The organism is Vogesella indigofera, from assembly GCF_003633895.1.
Taxonomy (GTDB): domain Bacteria; phylum Pseudomonadota; class Gammaproteobacteria; order Burkholderiales; family Chromobacteriaceae; genus Vogesella; species Vogesella indigofera.
Window position 1 is genome coordinate 58,426 of the sequence record NZ_RBID01000016.1, and the last position, 16,975, is coordinate 75,400.

15 protein-coding genes are annotated in these 16,975 nt (G+C 65.6%); 10 read left to right on the plus strand and 5 right to left on the minus strand.

The annotated features are described in order from the left end of the window. The first annotated feature begins 146 nt into the window (after positions 1-146). From C8E02_RS12100 to C8E02_RS12110, 3 genes are all read left to right on the plus strand, one after another. Positions 147-995: a pirin family protein gene (locus tag C8E02_RS12100; RefSeq protein WP_120811033.1), complete on the plus strand. Its 849-nt coding sequence runs from the start codon at positions 147-149 to the stop codon at positions 993-995. 69 nt (positions 996-1,064) lie between these two features. After that, on the plus strand, positions 1,065-1,928 hold the full coding sequence (locus C8E02_RS12105; protein ID WP_120811035.1) for a pirin family protein: 864 nt from the start codon (positions 1,065-1,067) through the stop codon (positions 1,926-1,928). A 176-nt stretch (positions 1,929-2,104) separates the two neighbouring features. Beyond that, positions 2,105-4,597 (plus strand): EAL domain-containing protein, encoded by a 2,493-nt coding sequence (locus tag C8E02_RS12110; RefSeq protein ID WP_245961141.1) that lies wholly within the window; start codon positions 2,105-2,107, stop codon positions 4,595-4,597. 105 nt (positions 4,598-4,702) lie between these two features. On the opposite strand, the gene serS is transcribed toward C8E02_RS12110, so the two are convergent. Beyond that, the gene (serS, locus tag C8E02_RS12115) at positions 4,703-5,989 is read right to left on the minus strand and encodes a serine--tRNA ligase (RefSeq protein WP_120811039.1); all 1,287 of its coding nucleotides are present in this window, start codon (positions 5,987-5,989) and stop codon (positions 4,703-4,705) included. Positions 5,990-6,388: 399 nt separating this feature from the next. Between serS and C8E02_RS12120 the strand changes: the two genes are divergently transcribed. Genes C8E02_RS12120 through C8E02_RS17535 form a run of 4 tightly spaced genes read left to right on the plus strand, consistent with a single transcriptional unit; the run spans position 6,389 to position 10,767 of the window. Further along, positions 6,389-6,838, plus strand: a complete 450-nt coding sequence (locus C8E02_RS12120) for an OmpA family protein (RefSeq protein WP_170152158.1) — start codon at positions 6,389-6,391, stop codon at positions 6,836-6,838. 60 nt (positions 6,839-6,898) lie between these two features. After that, positions 6,899-8,545 carry a zinc ribbon domain-containing protein gene (locus tag C8E02_RS12125; RefSeq protein WP_170152159.1) on the plus strand — a complete coding sequence of 549 codons (1,647 nt, stop codon included), beginning with the start codon at positions 6,899-6,901 and terminating at the stop codon, positions 8,543-8,545. Positions 8,546-8,569: 24 nt separating this feature from the next. Next, complete coding sequence (locus C8E02_RS12130) at positions 8,570-9,679, plus strand: zinc ribbon domain-containing protein (RefSeq protein WP_120811045.1); 1,110 nt, start codon at positions 8,570-8,572, stop codon at positions 9,677-9,679. Then, complete coding sequence (locus C8E02_RS17535; RefSeq protein WP_211329241.1) at positions 9,679-10,767, plus strand: zinc ribbon domain-containing protein; 1,089 nt, start codon at positions 9,679-9,681, stop codon at positions 10,765-10,767. The genes C8E02_RS12130 and C8E02_RS17535 overlap by 1 nt, the downstream gene beginning before the upstream one ends. A gap of 165 nt (positions 10,768-10,932) precedes the next feature. Here the strand turns inward: C8E02_RS17535 and C8E02_RS12140 are convergent, their stop codons facing one another. Then, entirely contained in the window at positions 10,933-12,237 is a 1,305-nt protein-coding gene (locus C8E02_RS12140; RefSeq protein WP_120811047.1) for a replication-associated recombination protein A, read from the minus strand. Between the two features lie 139 nt (positions 12,238-12,376). On the opposite strand from C8E02_RS12140, the gene C8E02_RS12145 reads away from it, so the two are divergent. Then, positions 12,377-13,051 (plus strand): MarC family protein, encoded by a 675-nt coding sequence (locus tag C8E02_RS12145; protein ID WP_053068126.1) that lies wholly within the window; start codon positions 12,377-12,379, stop codon positions 13,049-13,051. A gap of 30 nt (positions 13,052-13,081) precedes the next feature. On the opposite strand, the gene C8E02_RS12150 is transcribed toward C8E02_RS12145, so the two are convergent. Continuing rightward, complete coding sequence (locus tag C8E02_RS12150) at positions 13,082-13,363, minus strand: SemiSWEET transporter (protein WP_120811049.1); 282 nt, start codon at positions 13,361-13,363, stop codon at positions 13,082-13,084. 173 nt (positions 13,364-13,536) lie between these two features. Between C8E02_RS12150 and C8E02_RS12155 the strand changes: the two genes are divergently transcribed. Next, a complete protein-coding gene (locus C8E02_RS12155; protein ID WP_120811051.1) occupies positions 13,537-14,295 on the plus strand; it encodes a sulfite exporter TauE/SafE family protein in 759 nt (252 codons plus the stop codon). 119 nt (positions 14,296-14,414) lie between these two features. Here C8E02_RS12155 and C8E02_RS12160 read toward each other — a convergent pair whose 3' ends face one another. Both C8E02_RS12160 and C8E02_RS12165 read right to left on the minus strand, forming a co-directional pair. Next, the gene (locus tag C8E02_RS12160) at positions 14,415-14,753 is read right to left on the minus strand and encodes a cysteine-rich CWC family protein (protein ID WP_245961142.1); all 339 of its coding nucleotides are present in this window, start codon (positions 14,751-14,753) and stop codon (positions 14,415-14,417) included. Beyond that, a complete protein-coding gene (locus C8E02_RS12165; RefSeq protein ID WP_120811055.1) occupies positions 14,746-15,345 on the minus strand; it encodes a HutD/Ves family protein in 600 nt (199 codons plus the stop codon). Before C8E02_RS12165 ends, C8E02_RS12160 begins: the two co-directional genes overlap by 8 nt. Positions 15,346-15,740: 395 nt before the next feature. On the opposite strand from C8E02_RS12165, the gene C8E02_RS12170 reads away from it, so the two are divergent. Then, positions 15,741-16,937, plus strand: a complete 1,197-nt coding sequence (locus tag C8E02_RS12170; protein ID WP_425451990.1) for an amino acid aminotransferase — start codon at positions 15,741-15,743, stop codon at positions 16,935-16,937. Positions 16,938-16,975 lie beyond the last annotated feature (38 nt).

Sequence of the window (16,975 nt, forward strand, 5' to 3'; positions counted from 1 at the left end):
ATGGCCAGAACGGCGCAAGGTGCAGACCTTGCGCCGTTTTTTATTCCTGCTCAGTTTTTTTGAACATGGGCTGCAGATTTTTGTGCTTTTTTATCGAATGGCCGGTTTGTATAGTGTTTCCATCAACCCCAGACCAGGAGCCACCCATGACCGATCCGCAATGGCAATCACGAACCGTCGAACAGCAAGTCAGCGGCATGCCGACTTCGGACGGTGCCGGCGTCAAGCTGACGCGCGTACTGACGCAAAACCTGCAGCGGCGGCTGGATCCGTTCCTGATGCTGGATGAATTCCGCTCTGACAATCCGGGCGACTACATCGCCGGTTTCCCGTCGCATCCGCATCGCGGCTTCGAGACGGTGACCTACATGCTGGCCGGGCGCATGCGCCATCGCGACAGCGGCAATAATGAAGGCCTGCTCGGGCCGGGCGGCGTGCAGTGGATGACCGCCGGCCGTGGCGTGATCCATTCCGAGATGCCGGAGCAGGAGGACGGGCTGATGCACGGCTTCCAGCTGTGGATCAACCTGCCGGCGGCGCGCAAGATGATTCCGGCCGCCTATCGCGACATCCCGGCGGCGGAGATTCCGCTGCTGCAGGAGGCGGACGGCGTCGCGGTGAAGGTGATCGCCGGCCAGTACCGCTCGCAGGCGGGGGCGATACGGCAGCCGGATACCGAGCCGCTGTATCTCGACCTGCAGCTGCCGGCGGGTGGCACGCGCGACATCGACATCGCAGCCGGCCACAATGCCTTTGTCTACGTCTACCACGGCAACGTCAGCATCGCCGGCGTCAACGTGCCGCAGCAGCGCATGGCGATACTCGCCAACAACGGTGACGGCGTGCGCCTGCACAGCGACGACGGTGCCAGCGTGCTGGTGCTGTCCGGACAGCCGCTGCGCGAACCGATTGCACAGTACGGGCCGTTCGTGATGAACACGCGCGCCGAGCTGGAGCAGGCGTTTGCCGACTACCAGCAGGGCCGTTTGGCTTGATGCTGCACAAGGTTGGCCGCAGGCGTTGCGGCCAACCTTTTTTCCATTCAATTGATGCGGAGTTTTTCCATGAGTGCCATCAGCCAGCGTATTGAACCGCGCCAGCAGGACATCGGCTTTGTCGTGCGGCGCCTGTTGCCGGTGCGCGGTATGCGCAGTGTCGGACCGTTCGTGTTTCTCGATCACATGGGGCCGGCGTATTTCGTCGCCGCCGGCACCGCTGGCGACGTGCGCCCGCATCCGCACATCGGTCTGGCCACCGTGACCTACCTCAGCCAGGGCGCGATGATGCACCGCGACAGCCTGGGCACGGTGCAGCGCATCGAGCCGGGCGCCATCAACCTGATGGTGGCCGGGCGCGGCATCGTCCATTCCGAGCGCATTCCGGCCGACATCCGTGCTGCCAGCGTGGCGGTGGAGGGGCTGCAGATGTGGCTGGCGCTGCCGCAGACGTTGGAGCGTTGCCAGCCGGCGTTCTATCACTACTCGGCGGCCGTGTTGCCGCAGCATGACTTCGAACGCGGCAGCGTGCAGCTGCTGATCGGCACCGCCTTCGGCATGGTGTCGCCGGTGAAAACCTTTTCCCCGACACTGTATGCCGCCTGGCAGTTGCAGGGCGGCGGCGTGCTGTCGCTGCCGCAGGACGTGGCCGAGCGCGCGCTGTACCTGATCGAGGGCGAGGTGCAGGTCGACGGTGAAGTCATCCGCGCCGGCGAATTGGTGATATTGTCCGACAGTGCGCGCGAGTTGCGTGCCAGCGCCTGCGTGCAGGGCGTGATCTTTGGCGGCGCAGCGCTGGACGGGCCGCGCTACCTGGACTGGAACTTCGTGGCCAGTGACAAGGCGCTGCTGGCGGCGGCGCGGGACGATTGGCAGGCCGGCCGCTTTGCCATGGTGCCCGGCGAGAGCGAGTTCATCCCGTTGCCGGCGTGAGCGGCGGGGCGGACGGCGCCGAACGGCAGATCAGGCTTTTGTCATGAATTGGCGGGTTTTTGCGTGAAGGAATAACCCTGCTTGTGGTAAGATTATTTCCTATTAATCATTATCAAATGACGGTGTTCAGTATAAATAGTTACTGCACCGTCTAACGAATGTCTGGAGCTGATTGCGTGTCGTTTTCCCGGTCCGTCGAGTCTATCCTGTCACGCCAGGTACTGAGCTGCCTGCCCACCGCCACGGTGAGCGAGGCGGCTTTTGCCATGTGCCGTGAGCGCTGTGGCGCCATTATCGTGATGGACGAGGGCGGGCGGCCGGTCGGGGTGTGGACCGAGAGCGACGCGGTCCGGCTGGACCTGCAGCAGCCGGGGGTGGCCTCGACGCCGGTGGCGACGGTGATGTCGTCGCCGGTGCGCACCATTGCCGCCAATGCCACCATCCAGGAAGTCACCGCGCTGCTGCACAAGCAGCGCATGCGCCATCTGGTGGTGACTGAGCCGGGCGGCAACCGCGTGATGGGCGTGGTGTCGACCACCGACATCGTCATCAATCAGGAGGCCGAGTTTTTCCTGCGCCTGAAGCGGCTGGATGCGATGGTGCATGTGCCGCTGGCCACCATCGCCGCCACCGCCGATATCGGCACCGCCACCCGGCTGATGCGCGAGCACAAGGCCGAGGCGCTGGGCGTGACCTACGCCGACGGCAGCTGGGGCATCCTCACCCAGCGCGACATGCTGCAGCACCTGGCGCAGCCGCGCGGCGGCCTGACGGTGGCCGATCTTGCCAGCCATCCACTGCGCACGGTGCCGGTGCAGATGACCCTGCTGGCCGCGCGCAAGGTGCTGCTGGAGCACCAGCTGCGCCATCTCGGCGTCACCGACGGCAGCGGCCAGCTGCTGACCATCATCGGCATGTCCGACATCCTCGCCACCATCGAGCAGGAATTTCTCGCCGAGCTGCATCACGCACTACGCGAGCGTGATGAGGCGCTGCTGCGCTCACGGCAGAGCCTGCTGATGGCGGACAAGGTGTTCGAGTCGACGATGGAAGGCATCGTCATCACCGACAGCAAGGGGCTGATCCAGTCGGTCAACCCGGCATTTTCCCGCATTACCGGCTACTCGCGCGATGAGGCCATCGGCCATACCCCTGCCTTGCTCAAGTCCGGGCGCCAGTCGGCGGATTTCTACGAACACATGTGGCGGCAGCTGGAAAGCGACGGTTTCTGGCAGGGCGAGGTGGTCAACCGCCGCAAGAACGGGCTGCTCTATACCGAACACCTGACCATCACCGCCATCGGCGATGATCAGGGTGTGACCCAGCACTACGTCGCGGTGTTTGCCGACATCACCCAGCGCAAGCAGGCTGAGGAGCGGCTGCATTTCCTCGCCAACCACGATGCGCTGACCGGGCTGCCCAACCGCACCCTGTTCGCGGAAAAGCTGCAGGCGGCGGTGGAGCAGGCGCGCGAGCAACAGCAGCGCTTTGCGCTGATGTTCATCGATCTCGACCGCTTCAAACTGATCAACGACACGCTGGGGCACCAGGCCGGCGACGAACTGCTGGTGAAAATCTCGCAGCGGCTGCAGGAAGAAGCGCCGGGCAGCAGCACCGTGGCACGCCTGGCCGGTGACGAGTTCACCATCCTGCTGCCCAATAGCGGCAGCCTGACCACGCTGGCCAGCATGGCGCAGGATATTCTGGACAGCATTACCGGCGAGCTGGTGCTGGGCGGCAACAGCAAGGTGTTTGTCTCCGCCAGCCTCGGCATCGCGGTGTTTCCCGATGACGGACGTACCGCCGATAGCCTGCTGGTCAATGCCGATGCCGCGATGTACCGCGCCAAAAACCGCGGCAAGAACACCTTCCAGTTCTACACCGCCGACATGAATGCCAGCGCCATGGCACGGCTGAAGCTGGAGTACAGCCTGCACCGCGCGCTGATCAAGGACGAATTCCAGGTCTGGTACCAGCCCAAGGTCGATCTCGCCAGCAGCGCGCTGGTGGGCATGGAGGCGCTGATCCGCTGGCAGCATCCGGAAATGGGCTTTGTGCCGCCGGTGGAGTTCATCCCGGTGGCCGAGGAGTGCGCGCTGATCGTGCCGATCGGCGCCTGGGTGTTGCAGGAAGCCTGCCGCCAGACCAAGCAGTGGGCCGACCGTTGCGGCTTTGGCGGCCGGGTGGCGGTCAACCTGTCCGGGCGCCAGATCAAGTTCGGCAACATCGTGGAAACGGTGGCGCAGGTGCTGCAGCAGACCGGCCTGCCGCCGTCGCAGCTGGAGCTGGAAATCACCGAAAGCACGGCGATGGACAGCGACGGCGAGGTGATGAAGGCACTGGAAGGGCTGCGCGCGATGGGCATCACGCTGGCGATCGACGATTTCGGCACCGGCTATTCCTCGCTGGCCTACCTCAAGCGCCTGCCGGTGCAGGTGCTGAAGATCGACCGTTCCTTCATCAAGGATCTGGATCGTGACAAGGACGATGCTGCCATCGCCTCGGCGGTGATTTCGCTGGGCCGCAGCCTGGGCTTGTCCATCGTGGCCGAGGGGGTGGAAAGGCCGGCCCACCGCGAGTTCCTGATCGGCCAGGGTTGCCATCAGGCGCAGGGCTACCTGTTCGGCAAGCCGCAAACCGCCGCCGAGTTCCAGCACTTGTTGTGCTAGCCATTTCCGGTTGCCACCGGGGCCGGGCGCAAAAAAAGCCGACGCGATGCGTCGGCTTTTTGCTGAAGGTTGGCCGCAACGCTTGCGGCCAACCTTGGCGCGGGGTCAGCCGCCGATCTTGTCCTTGCCGCCCATGTACGGACGCAGTACCGCCGGGATGGTGACCGAACCGTCGGCGTTCTGGTAGTTCTCCAGTACCGCCACCAGCGTGCGGCCCACCGCCAGGCCGGAACCGTTGAGGGTGTGCACGTAGCGGTTCTTGCCGTCGGCGTCCTTGAAGCGCGCCATCATGCGGCGCGCCTGGAAGTCGCCCATGTTCGAGCAGGAGCTGATCTCGCGGTAGGTGTTCTGCGCCGGCAGCCACACTTCCAGGTCGTAGGTCTTGTGCGAGCCGAAGCCCATGTCGCCGCTGCACAGCGTCACCACGCGGTACGGCAGTTCCAGCGCCTGCAGGATCACCTCGGCGTGGCCGACCATTTCTTCCAGCGCGGCGAAGGAGTGTTCCGGATGCGCGATCTGCACCATCTCCACCTTGTCGAACTGGTGCTGGCGGATCAGGCCGCGGGTGTCACGGCCGTAGGCGCCGGCTTCGGAGCGGAAGCACGGCGAGTGGGCGGTGAACTTCAGCGGCAGCTCGTCGTGCTTCAGCACCGAATCGCGCACCATATTGGTCATGGTGATTTCCGAGGTGGAAATCAGGTATTGCGGCTGGGCCGCCGCTTCGCCGCCACGCTCGACGCGGAACATGTCCTCGGCGAATTTTGGCAGCTGGCCGGTGCCGTACAGCACGTCGCTGTTGACGATGTACGGGGTGTAGGTCTCGCTGTAGCCGTGCTTGTCAGTGTGGGTGTTCAGCATGAACTGCGCCAGCGCGCGGTGCAGCTGCGCGATCTGGCCGCGCAGCACGGTAAAGCGGGCGCCGGACAGTTTGGCACCGGTTTCGAAATCGAGGCCCAGCGGGCTGCCGACATCGACGTGATCCTTGACTTCGAAGTCGAACTCGCGCGGCGTGCCCCAGCGGCGGGCTTCCACGTTGCCGCTTTCGTCGGCACCGGCCGGCACCGATTCGTGCGGCAGGTTGGGGATGGTCAGCAGCCAGTTGTCGATGCGGTTCTGTACCGAGGCGAAGGCTTCTTCGGCGGCCTTCAGCTCGTCACCCAGCGACGCGACCTGCGCCATGATGGCGGACACGTCTTCGCCGTTTTTCTTGGCGATGCCGATCTGTTTCGAGCTGCTGTTGCGCTGCGATTGCAGTTCCTGCATCCGGGTTTGCAGGGACTTGCGTTCCGCCTCCAGCGTGTTGAAGGCGTCGGTTTCCAGGGTGTAGCCACGGCTGGCCAGACGGGCCGCCACTTCATCGATATTGCTGCGCAGCAGTTGAATATCCAGCATTGTTTTCAGTCCTGTATTTCTGTCTCGGGTAGGGTGTGGCCGGCAACACGGCACGGGCGGGTCTCGCTCGCGGCCGCGGTTGCGCCCGCCGGCACAAAGTTTCCCCGCAAGTTTACCGGCAGCAGGGGGCAGTTGTCCCGTTTTGCCGTGCCGCCGGCGTGTGGCTGGCGGTCGGAAAAGTGGCCACACTGCCGCTAAGAGCATGGATTGCAGGGCCATTGCGCAGTGCTTATGCCGGAAAGATTAAAGTAACATGCAAACGTTATGTAATACTTGTAACGGATATTAATGATTGATTTTGAATGTCAGGGGAAAAACGTGTCCAGAGCTCATGTTATGGCCTTGTGCCTTGCGGCCGCGGTGGTGACCGGTTGTGCGCTACCGAAAGCGAATCAGGGAGTGTCTGTCAGCCAGACCGCGCGCGGGGTCGAAATCCGCTCTTCCGATTCCATCCTGTTCGACTCTGGCCAGTACGAAGTGAAGGCCTCGGCGCGGCCGTTCCTCGATCAGGTGGCCGGCCTGCTGACCTCGCGTACCAGGAGCAATGTCCTGATCGAGGGCCATACCGACAGTGTCGGTGGCCGCGACTTCAACCAGGACCTGTCCGAGCTGCGCGCCTTGTCGGTGATGAAGGCGCTGGTCGATCGTGGTGTGCCCAAGACGCGCATCAAGGCGCTGGGCTACGGCATGAGCCGGCCGCTGGCGGACAACGCGACCGAAGCCGGTCGCCAGATGAACCGCCGCACCGACATCATCATCCTCGGCGAGCGGCAGGAAAACCTGGGGCAGGATCCGTTCAAGGGCATGATCGACAGCGTGGTCAGCTTCGGCAAGGGCCTGTTCAAGTAATTCAATGCCACTGCACTCGCCGGCGAGTGCCGTTTTCATTTTGCAAAGTAAGGAATGTTCATGGCTGATTGCCCCGCCTGCCACGCCGTCAACCGCGACAGTGCGCGTTTTTGTCTGAATTGCGGTCACGCGCTGCAGTCCGTGCCGGCTGCGCCGCCAGTGGCGATGCCGGTCAGCGACAGTTGTGCCTGCCCGGCCTGCGGCGAGGAAAACCGTGCCGGCCGCAAGTTCTGCAAACACTGCGGCAGTGCCATGTTGGCCGCAACAGAGAGCACACAAGAGGTGCCACCAGCGGCACCAGTTGTCGCCACAGTGGTCACCACTGAGGCGGCGGTTGCCGATGCGCCAGCCAGTGCCGCAACCGTAGCGGTCGCGACTGCCGTGCAGCTTGAACCTGTTGTCGTTGCAGTCCGCGACGCGGCCGGATCACTGACGGAAGAGGAGGGCAGCCAGCCTGCGCTGACCAGTGCCGAGCCGGCACCTCTTGCTACGGAGGCGGTCGTGCCGGAAGCGGCGCTTATTGTGCAGGACAAAGAGCGTGCGGTCGTTGCGACCATTGTCAGCCGTGAGCCGCTGGCGGCGGTCGTTGCCGCTGAGCCAGCACCGGACCGTGTCGCCGCGCCAATGGTGTCTGTCGCAGTGCCGGTTTCCAGCAACGAGTCGTCTTCGCTGGAAACGGCGGTGGTCGTTACCGAGGCCATCGCGCAGCGCGCGCCGGCGCCGGTGTTGGTCGCAACGGCTGCGCCCGAAGCACCGGTCACGTCACCGTCCATGGCGGTGGCCGCGGAAAGCATGGTTGCCGTCGCGGTGGTAGCGAGTGCCAGCGAGCAGCCTGCGCCTGTAGGCATTCCTGCCGCTGTGGTGGCTGCCGGTTCGGTGGGCGCACAGCCTGCGCATACGCCATCCCCGGCGGATGTCAGCGCGGTGGCGCTGCGGGTCGAAGCGGGAGTGGCGGGAACGGCGGGAACGGCGCAGGTGTTCGCGGCAATCGACAGCGCAGTGGCAAGCTTGGCTGCCGGCGCGGTCACAACGGCGACACCGGCCGATGCACCCCCCACGAACCTGCCAGAGACGCCCGAAGCGGAATCCCGTGTCGCGCCGGCTGCGGCCACGTTCGCGCCGACACCCGTCGCCAACAGCCGCAACGACGCATTGCTGACCACATCAAGCGTCGTAGCGGAGGCGGCCAGTCCCGCCAGCGCCGTTGCGGCCAACGTTGCGACGGCCGTGGCGCCGGCGGCACGGCCGTGGTGGCACTGGGCGCTTGGCGCCCTGCTGCTGGGCATGGCCGCCGCCGCGGTGATGCTGAGCGGCGTGTTCAGTAGCGCTGGTCAGCCGGCAGCGGCGACAGCAGCCGCATCGGAGCCGGCCGCGATTGCCTTGCAACCAGGCACCGGCCCGTTGCAGGAGCAGACTGCCCTGCCGGCCGGCAGCAGTGCCGCCGCGGTGGTGGCGCCGGTGGTGACGCCGGTCGTCGCGGCCCCGCCGGTACAGAGCCCGGCGTCAGAGCCGATCCCCGCGCCGGCGCTGGCGAACGATGAACTGGCGGTGCCCCAGCCGATGCCGGAGATCAAGCCGGCGACCAAACCGGCAGTGGTGGCACCGGTCGCCAAGATCGCACCGAAGAACGAGGCGAAAGCCAGCAGCCAGCATGATGAAATCCGGCGCAAGAAAGAAGAACTGAAACGACAACTGGGCCTGCAATAAGCCGCTCACTGCCATAACTGGAGAATGATCCTGATGAAAATGTCGCAGCAACTTAAAAATACCGGCTCGCTGCTGGATGCTACCGAGGCACTGGGCAACTGGCGGGCACTGGCGCTGTTTGCGGCCAGCCTGTTGGGGGCGGCGCTGGTGTTTGGCGTGCTGGCCCTGACCCAAAGCAGTTTCGGCCTGTTCCTGGGGGCGCTGCTGTCGTGGCTGGTGGCGTTTTATGGCGTCAATGCGGTCGGCATCATGCTGATGGATGCCAGTCGCAGCGGACAGTCGCGCCAGATGGCGGCGGCGGTGATGGCGTCGCTGTTCAGCAGCCACCGCCTGCTGCTGGTCGGGCTGGTGGCGCTGGGTGGCATGCTGTTGCTGCTCTTGCTGGTCGCCATCGTGCTGCTGCTGTGCAAGATTCCGCTGCTGGGGCCGCTGCTGTTCACCTTTGTGCTGCCGCTGAGCGCCTTGCTGCTGGGCTTTGCCTTTTTCGCGCTGGCCTACGTGTTCTACCCGCTGGCGGCGTCGGCAGTGTGGAGCGGTGCCTCGGTGCGGGAAACGCTGGTCAATCTGCTGGCGATCGCGCGCCAGCGTCTGGTGTCGGTGGTGGTGAAGGAGCTGGTGCTGGCGCTGGTGGTGCTGGTGTCGGCCGGCATCATCGGCGGTATCGTGTTTTCCGGGCTGGGCATGGTGATGAGCATGTCGGCCGGCATTCTGGGCGGCATCGGTGGCCTCGGCATGCAGTCGATGGCGATGATGGCAATGGGCGGCATGGGGGAGGGCGGTGGCTATGTCATCGCCGGCGGACTGGGTTCGTCGCTGCTGCTGGCTGCGGCGATGATCGTTCCGGGGTTGATTGCGCTGCAGGGCTGCTGCCAGATCTACCTGTCGTCGATTGACGGGCTGGATGTCAGCGCCACCGAGCAGGAACTGGCGCGTCGCCAGCAACAGCTGGAGCAGAAGACGCAGCAGATCAAGCAGAAGATCGAGGAGCAAAAACAGCAGCTGGCGACACCGGCACCGGTTGCCGCCGCCAACACTGCCATGGCGCTGCCGCATTGCCCGCACTGCAAGGCGCTGTTGGAAGACGCCGACGACCGCTTCTGCGGCGAGTGCGGCAAACCGGTAAAGGACGACTGATGAGCCGCTTTTGCACCCAGTGCGGCACGGTCAACGAAGCCGACGCCCGTTTTTGCGACGCCTGCGGCAAGCCGCTGAAGCCAAGAGCGGCGGCGCCAGCGCCGGAGGCGAAGCCGTCCGCTAGCGCGGCGACCGAGCTCGACGCGCCGCTAACCCCGGCGTTGCCGGCCCGCCGCCTGCCGTGGCCATGGCTGGGTGGCGGGGTCGCGCTGTTGCTGCTGCTGGCCGCGGCGGCTTGGTACTGGTTGCAGCCGCAAGAACCGTCCCGGGAAGTGTTCATGGCGGCGATCAACCAGCATCTGGCCCAGCACGATGCCGATTACCGGCGCAAGGTGTGTCTGCGCAATCTGCCTTATGGCAAGCAGTCGCTGGTGACCAGTCCGTTCGACCAGGCGAGCAACGCCTGGCTCGGCGAACTGGTCAAGGCCGGCCTGTATGCCGCGCCGCAAAAGATCAGCAACGGCTTTTTCGGTGAGCAGCTGGAATACCAGCAGACCGATCTGGCGCGGACAGCAGTGGTGGACGGCCGCCTGTGTGTCGGCAGCGGCATCGAGGCGGTGGCGGTGACGCAGTGGTCGCCGCCACAGGCGATGGGCGAGCTGCTGGTGTCGCAGGTGCGCTACGACTTCCAGCCGCGTCAGCCGGTGGCGTGGCTGACGCCGGCCATCCGCCGCGAGCTGTTTGGCGAGGCGGGCAAGGGCGAGGCGCGCATCATGCTGCTGCGCAAGGATGGCCGCTGGCAGGTGGCCGACGATGGCGAGCGTCAGGCGCTGGAGGTGGCGGTCTTCATGCAGGCACTGGCCAAGGAAGGCATTGAGCGGGCCGGCGAGCAGGCCAGTACCGGCCTGAAGGCGTGGCTGGGCCGCCTGTTCGGCCCGGCGGAGCCGTCGGCGGACGACATCTGGCAGGCCTTGCTGGATTACTCGCCGTTGCTGGCCAGCCAGCAGCAAGGCTACGCCAAGCAGGACTGCACCGCGCTGGCGCAGCAGCCGGACACCTTCAGCTGCCGCATTCGTGTCGGCGGCGGCAGCGAGCGGGTGTTGCTGTCGAAGAACGGTGACGGGGTCTGGCAGCTGCGCTTGCCATAAACCGTTAACGGCTACCGTCCGGTTTTGGACAGCCAGACAGCAAAGCGCCGTGTTTCAGTGTTGAAACACGGCGCTTTTCACTGGCTCTGGCGATCTTGCCGGCCGCGGCTGGCGAGTTACGGCTTGCCCGGCAGGCCGCCGGCGACGGCATCGCTTTCTGCCGGGCTATTTGGCGTCTTCGTCGAGCTGGCGCAGGAAGGCCAGCTTGTCGGCGATCTTGCTTTCCAGTCCGCGTGGCACCGGCTCATACCAGTGCACGTCTTCCAGACCCTCCGGCATATAGGTTTCGCCGGCGGCGTAGGCGTGTGGCTCGTCGTGGGCGTAGCGGTAGTCGTGGCCGTAGCCCAGCTCCTTCATCAGCTTGGTCGGCGCATTGCGCAAGTGCACCGGCACCGGCCGCGACTGGTCCTGCGCCACGAAGGCGCGCGCCGCGTTGTAGGCCTTGTAGCCGGCGTTGCTCTTGGCGGCGATGGCGAGGTAGATCACCGCCTGCCCCAGCGCCAGCTCGCCTTCCGGGCTGCCCAGCCGCTCGTAGGTGAGGGCGGCATCGTTGGCGATCTGCATCGCGCGCGGGTCGGCGAGGCCGATATCTTCCCACGCCATGCGCACGATGCGCCGCGCCAGGTAGCGCGGGTCGGCGCCGCCGTCCAGCATCCGGGAGAGCCAGTACAGTGCGGCGTCGGGGTTGGAGCCACGCACCGATTTGTGCAGCGCGGAGATCTGGTCGTAGAAGGCGTCGCCACCCTTGTCGAAGCGGCGCGCGTTGACGCTGAGCACCTCGCCGAGAAAGGCGCTGTCGATGCGGCCAACCTTGCGTGCCAGTGCCGCGGTGCGGGTCTGTTCCAGCAGGTTGAGGAAGCGGCGCGCGTCACCGTCGGCGTAGCCGGCCAGTGCATCGCGGGCATCATCGTCAAACTGCAGTCCATCCAGTGCGCCCTGCGCCGCGGCGCGACGGAACAGCGCCAGCAGCTCGTCCCGGCTCAACGATTGCAGTACGTACACCTGCGCCCGCGACAGCAGCGCGGCGTTGACCTCGAAGGACGGGTTTTCGGTGGTGGCGCCGATGAAGGTCAGCAGCCCGGATTCGACAAACGGCAGGAAGGCGTCCTGCTGGCTCTTGTTGAAGCGGTGCACCTCGTCGACAAACAGGATGGTGCGGCGGCCGCTGCGCTGCAGCGTGGCATGGGCGCGTTCCACCGCCTCGCGGATGTCCTTGACGCCGGACAGCACCGCCGACAGCGGGATGAAGTCGGCGTCGAAGGCGCCGGCGAGGATGCGCGCCAGCGTGGTCTTGCCGACGCCGGGCGGCCCCCACAGGATCATCGAGTGCGGCACTTGCGCCTCGATCGCCATGCGCAGCGGCTTGCCGGCGCCTATCAGGTGTTGCTGGCCGATGACGTCGTCGAGCGAGCTTGGCCGCAGCGCTTCGGCCAGCGGCTTGTGGGGTTCTTTGGCAAACAGGTCGTTCATGCGCTGATTTTACGTGCAAACCGCTATTTGTGCCGCGCTGATCGCGTGGCCATGCACGCCGCTGGCATGGCGGTGGGCAAGCAATGCTAGAATCCGGCGACTGTACCCCCACCCTGCGAGTTTTCCGGCCATGACCCCGATGTTGTCCCTGTTTGTGAGCAAATACCTGTTCGTGCTGGCGGCGCTGCTGCCCATCATCAACCCGCCCGGTCTGGTGCCGTTTTTCATCTCGCTGACCTCGCACAACAGCAATGCGCAGCGCGCGTTCCTGGCGCGGCGGATCGCGATCTACTGCTTCTTGCTGCTCTTGGGCAGCATGTATATCGGTGGCGTGGTGCTGGAATTCTTCGGCGTGTCGCTGCCGGTGGTGCAGGTGTCCGGCGGCCTGCTGATCACCATCGCCGCCTGGCGCATGCTCAACGACGCGCCGGCGGAGGCATCGCCGCAGCTGGCGCAGGGCGAGCACCGCGAGGCACTGAAGCAGCGTGCGTTCTATCCGCTGACCTTCCCGCTGACGGTGGGGCCGGGCTCGATTTCGGTGGCGATCACCATCGGCGCCTCGCTGACCGGCACCGGTTCCGCGCTGGCGCGCTACACCATCGCGCCGGTGGCCAGCCTGGCGGCGGTAGCCACCATTTGTCTCGCGATCTGGGTGTGCCTGCGCAATGCCGACAAGCTGTTCCGCTATCTGGGGCAGACCGGCTCGGTGGTGTTCCTGCGCCTGACCGCCTTCATCCTGCTGTGTCTGGGGGTGCAGATCATCTGGATGGGACTCAGCGGCCTGTTGGAGCCGTTGCTGGCGGTGCGGCGCTAAAGCTTGGCCGCACGGTGACGACAAGGCGCGCTACGGCGCGCTTTTTGCTGTGCGCGTGCGCACTACCTCGCGCAGCTTCATGACCAGGATCACCGACGACAGCAGCAGCGTCAGCGCGTTGGCGAGCACCACCGGCAGTGCCGCGATGGAGAGGCCGTACAGCAGCCAGGTGCCGGTGCCGCACACGAACATCAGGTACATCGACAGCGAAATGCTGCGCGTGTCGCGGGTGCGCAGGGTATGCAGCACTTGCGGCAAGAAGCTGCCGGTGGTGAGCAGGGCGGCGAGATAGCCCAGTTGCGTGGTGTCCATGGCGTGCTACCGGAGAGGTCGGGTGGTGAGTGAAGGCTTGCCGTCCATTCTGCGATAGCGGGCGTTGTAAGCGAAGCACTACAGCGCTGCGGCAGCAGCGGAACAGGCTGTTCTGTTGCGGCGCCAGCAGCAAGGCGTACAATGCGCGGCTTGCCTCGTCCGGAATGCTATTGATGTTGACTTTGTCGTTTTTGTGCGCGTTTGCGTTTCTTGCCGGCCTGATCGACGCCGCTGTCGGTGGTGGCGGCCTGATCCAGATCCCGGCGCTGTTCAATGCGTTGCCGAATGTCTCGGTGCCGGCGCTGTTCGGGACCAACAAGATGGCCTCGGCGATGGGCACGCTGTCGGCGGCCCGTTCCTACCTGCGCCAGGTCACCATTCCGTGGCGGCTGGTGCTGCCGGCGGCGGCGGCGGCGTTCGTGATGTCGTTTGCCGGTGCGGCGGCGGTGAGCCTGATCCCGGCTTCGGTGATGCGGCCGCTGGTGCTGGTGCTGCTGATCGTGATGGCGGTGTACACCTTCCGCAAGAAGACCCTCGGTGCGGTGCACGCGCCGGTGGCGATCGGCCGCCGCGAGCTGGTGGTCGGTGTGCTGATCGGCGCCGCCATCGGCTTTTACGACGGCCTGTTCGGGCCGGGTACCGGCAGCTTCCTGATGTTCCTGTTCGTGCGCTTTTTCGCGTTCGACTTCCTGCACGCCTCGGCCTCGGCCAAGGTGGTCAACCTGTCGACCAATATTGCGGCGCTGAGCTTCTTCATCCCGACCGGCAACGTGCTGTTCGGCTACGCGCTGCCGATGGCGGTGTGCAATGTCGCCGGCGCCATGGTCGGCTCGCACATCGCGATGCGCAAGGGCGCCGGCTTCGTGCGCATCCTGTTCCTGCTGCTGGTCAGCGTGCTGATCCTGAAGCTGGCCTACGACATGCTGAAGTAAGCGCTGCTAACAAAACCTAGCAGAGCACCTGAGCCAAGGCGCGCCGACGCAGACAGTACAAGTCGTACGGCAAGGAGGCGCAACGCAGGATCAGGGGTTTTGTTAGTGGCGTTAAGCGGTTAGCGCGTGGCGGCCAACTGCTGCAGGCAGGCTGGGCACAGGCAGTCGCCGCCGCCGTCGGCGCTGGCCAGCGGCGGCAGCGCCATGCACCAGCAGCCACCGTTGTCGCCGCCGCGGCCGCACTGGAAGGCCTGGCCGCAACGGCGGCAGTTCAGCTCGCGCAGCGGCAAGGGCTGGCGCAGGCTGGCGATGCGCTGCAAGGCCGCCTGTTTCTGTGCGTTGCTGGCCGAAGCCCAGCCGCTGATCTCTGCCAGCGTGCGCAGGCAGCCGGTGCAGTAGCGGCCGCTGGCATCGAGCTGGCATTGCTTGACGCAGGGCGAGGCAATGTCGTCAGGCATCGCCGTCGCTCCTCTGGCCAGCAAACACGACATGCGCCAGCAACAGCTGGCAGGCGCTGTCGCTGTGCAGTTGCAGCGTGCCGGCATGCTCCAGCCACAGCAGGTCGAACTGCTGCAGCGTGTCGCTGGCCCCGTCGCTACTCACCGTCACCGCGTCCCCCTGTGCCACGAACAGCAGCAGCGGGCCGTCGTGCGCCAGTGTCAGGCTGCCGTCGAGTGACAGCCGTTCGGCACGGTGGTGGCACTGGCTGCGACGGGTCATGATGTTGAAATCGCGCACCTTGCCGGCCAGGCGCAGGCTGCTGATAGGCCATTCGCCGGCAAAATGCAGCAGCGGGCTGTCCGCTTGCAGCGTGGCCAGTGGCGCACCGTCGCGCTGCAATTGCAGGCCGCCGCCTTCCAGCAGCGTCAGGGAGCGGTCGATGCCGTCAAAGCGCGAGAACGGGCCGTCGCTGTCGACATCGGCGACGCTGACGCGCAGCGCAAAGTCGTCAAGGTTGGCCGCAGCGGGGCGGATCAGCAGCTGGCGGGTGATGCCGCCGCCGTTCTTCCACGGGCTGGGCTGGCAGGCGGCAAAGCGTACGATGTGCATGAGGGTCGGTGCCGGACAGGGAAAGGCGCGATGGTAGCACGCGTCCGCCGCCGGCCGCAGCGGGCAGGGTGCCGCCGCGCAAGGTTGGCCGCAATGGTCGCCGCGCCGGCTGGCATAGCTCCGACCGGGCGGAATTGACACAATGCTGCCCCGCTGTGGCTATCGGCTGCGCGCGGCCGGCCGGCATCGCCGCCATCATGGCAGGATGTGCCGCCGTGGCGCGTATCGGCGCAAGCCTGCCGCACAAACGTCAAGCTGCTTGCCGCAGCGCGGCGCGATGCCTCGTGATAGACTTCTGCATCCGGATTTTGTCACCCTGTCTGCCGGCCGGTGGCTACCCGTACACCGCCGGCAGCAAGCAATTCAACACTTTGGAGCCCCGCATGTCCTCTTCGATCTTCGCCGCCGTGGAAATGGCGCCGCGCGACCCGATTCTTGGCCTGAACGAAGCCTTCAACGCCGATACCCGTCCGACGAAAGTCAACCTGGGTGTCGGCGTTTATTACGACGACAACGGCAAGATCCCGCTGCTGGCCGCCGTGAAGGCCGCAGAAAAGGTGCGCCTGGAAGCGATGCCGCCGCGCGGCTACCAGCCGATCGAAGGCCCGGCCACGTATACCTCCGCGGTACAGAACCTGCTGTTTGGCGCCGACAGCGCGCTGACCGTCGCCGGCCGCGTGGTAACCGCCGAAGCGCTGGGTGGTACCGGTGCGCTGAAGATTGGTGCCGACTTCCTCAAGCGCCTCAATGCCGATGCCAAGGTCTACATCAGCGACCCGTCGTGGGAAAACCACCGCGCGCTGTTCGAATCCGCCGGCTTTATCGTGGAAAACTATCCGTACTACGATGCCGCCACCCGTGGCGTGAACTTCGAGGCGATGAAGGCCTTCCTGCTGGGTCTGGACGCCGGTTCCGTGATCGTGCTGCATGCCTGCTGCCACAACCCGACCGGCGCCGACATGTCCGACGCCCAATGGGCGGAAGTGGTGGAAGCCTGCCGCAGCCGCGGCCTGGTGCCATTCCTCGACATGGCCTACCAGGGCTTTGCCGACGGCATCGAGCCTGATGCGGTCGCGGTACGCCTGTTCTCCGCCTCCGGTCTGCAGTTCTTCGTGTCCAGCTCCTTCTCCAAGAGCTTCTCGCTGTACGGCGAACGCGTCGGCGCACTGTCGATCGTGACCGACAGCAAGGAAGAGTCGGCCCGCGTGCTGTCGCAGCTGAAGCGCGTGATCCGTACCAACTACTCCAATCCGCCGATCCACGGTGGTGCGGTAGTGGCGGCGGTGCTGTCCAGCCCGGAACTGCGCCAGCAGTGGGAAGACGAACTGGCCGGCATGCGCGAGCGCATCCGCGCCATGCGCGTGGCACTGGTGGAAGCGATCCAGGCCCAGGGCGTGGAGCAGGACTTCAGCTTCGTGATCAAGCAGCGCGGCATGTTCTCCTACACCGGCCTGACCGTGGCCCAGGTCGAGCGCCTGAAGGAAGAGTTCGGCATCTACGCCGTCTCCACCGGCCGTATCTGCCTGGCGGCACTGAACAGCAAGAACATCGGCTACGTCGCCGAAGCGATTGCCAAGGTGGTCAAGGCCTGATCACGCCGGCCGGCATCGCCACAAAAAACCCCGCGGTC

Coding starts and splice junctions, on each gene's coding strand:
- C8E02_RS12165 (WP_120811055.1), bottom strand. CDS start 15,345: ATGCACATCGTACGCTTTGCCGCCTGCCAGCCCAGCCCGTGGAAGAAC.
- C8E02_RS12145 (WP_053068126.1), top strand. CDS start 12,377: ATGTTGTCCCTGTTTGTGAGCAAATACCTGTTCGTGCTGGCGGCGCTG.
- C8E02_RS12155 (WP_120811051.1), top strand. CDS start 13,537: ATGTTGACTTTGTCGTTTTTGTGCGCGTTTGCGTTTCTTGCCGGCCTG.
- C8E02_RS12160 (WP_245961142.1), bottom strand. CDS start 14,753: ATGCCTGACGACATTGCCTCGCCCTGCGTCAAGCAATGCCAGCTCGAT.
- C8E02_RS12150 (WP_120811049.1), bottom strand. CDS start 13,363: ATGGACACCACGCAACTGGGCTATCTCGCCGCCCTGCTCACCACCGGC.
- C8E02_RS17535 (WP_211329241.1), top strand. CDS start 9,679: ATGAGCCGCTTTTGCACCCAGTGCGGCACGGTCAACGAAGCCGACGCC.
- C8E02_RS12125 (WP_170152159.1), top strand. CDS start 6,899: ATGGCTGATTGCCCCGCCTGCCACGCCGTCAACCGCGACAGTGCGCGT.
- C8E02_RS12105 (WP_120811035.1), top strand. CDS start 1,065: ATGAGTGCCATCAGCCAGCGTATTGAACCGCGCCAGCAGGACATCGGC.
- C8E02_RS12130 (WP_120811045.1), top strand. CDS start 8,570: ATGATCCTGATGAAAATGTCGCAGCAACTTAAAAATACCGGCTCGCTG.
- serS (WP_120811039.1), bottom strand. CDS start 5,989: ATGCTGGATATTCAACTGCTGCGCAGCAATATCGATGAAGTGGCGGCC.
- C8E02_RS12140 (WP_120811047.1), bottom strand. CDS start 12,237: ATGAACGACCTGTTTGCCAAAGAACCCCACAAGCCGCTGGCCGAAGCG.
- C8E02_RS12100 (WP_120811033.1), top strand. CDS start 147: ATGACCGATCCGCAATGGCAATCACGAACCGTCGAACAGCAAGTCAGC.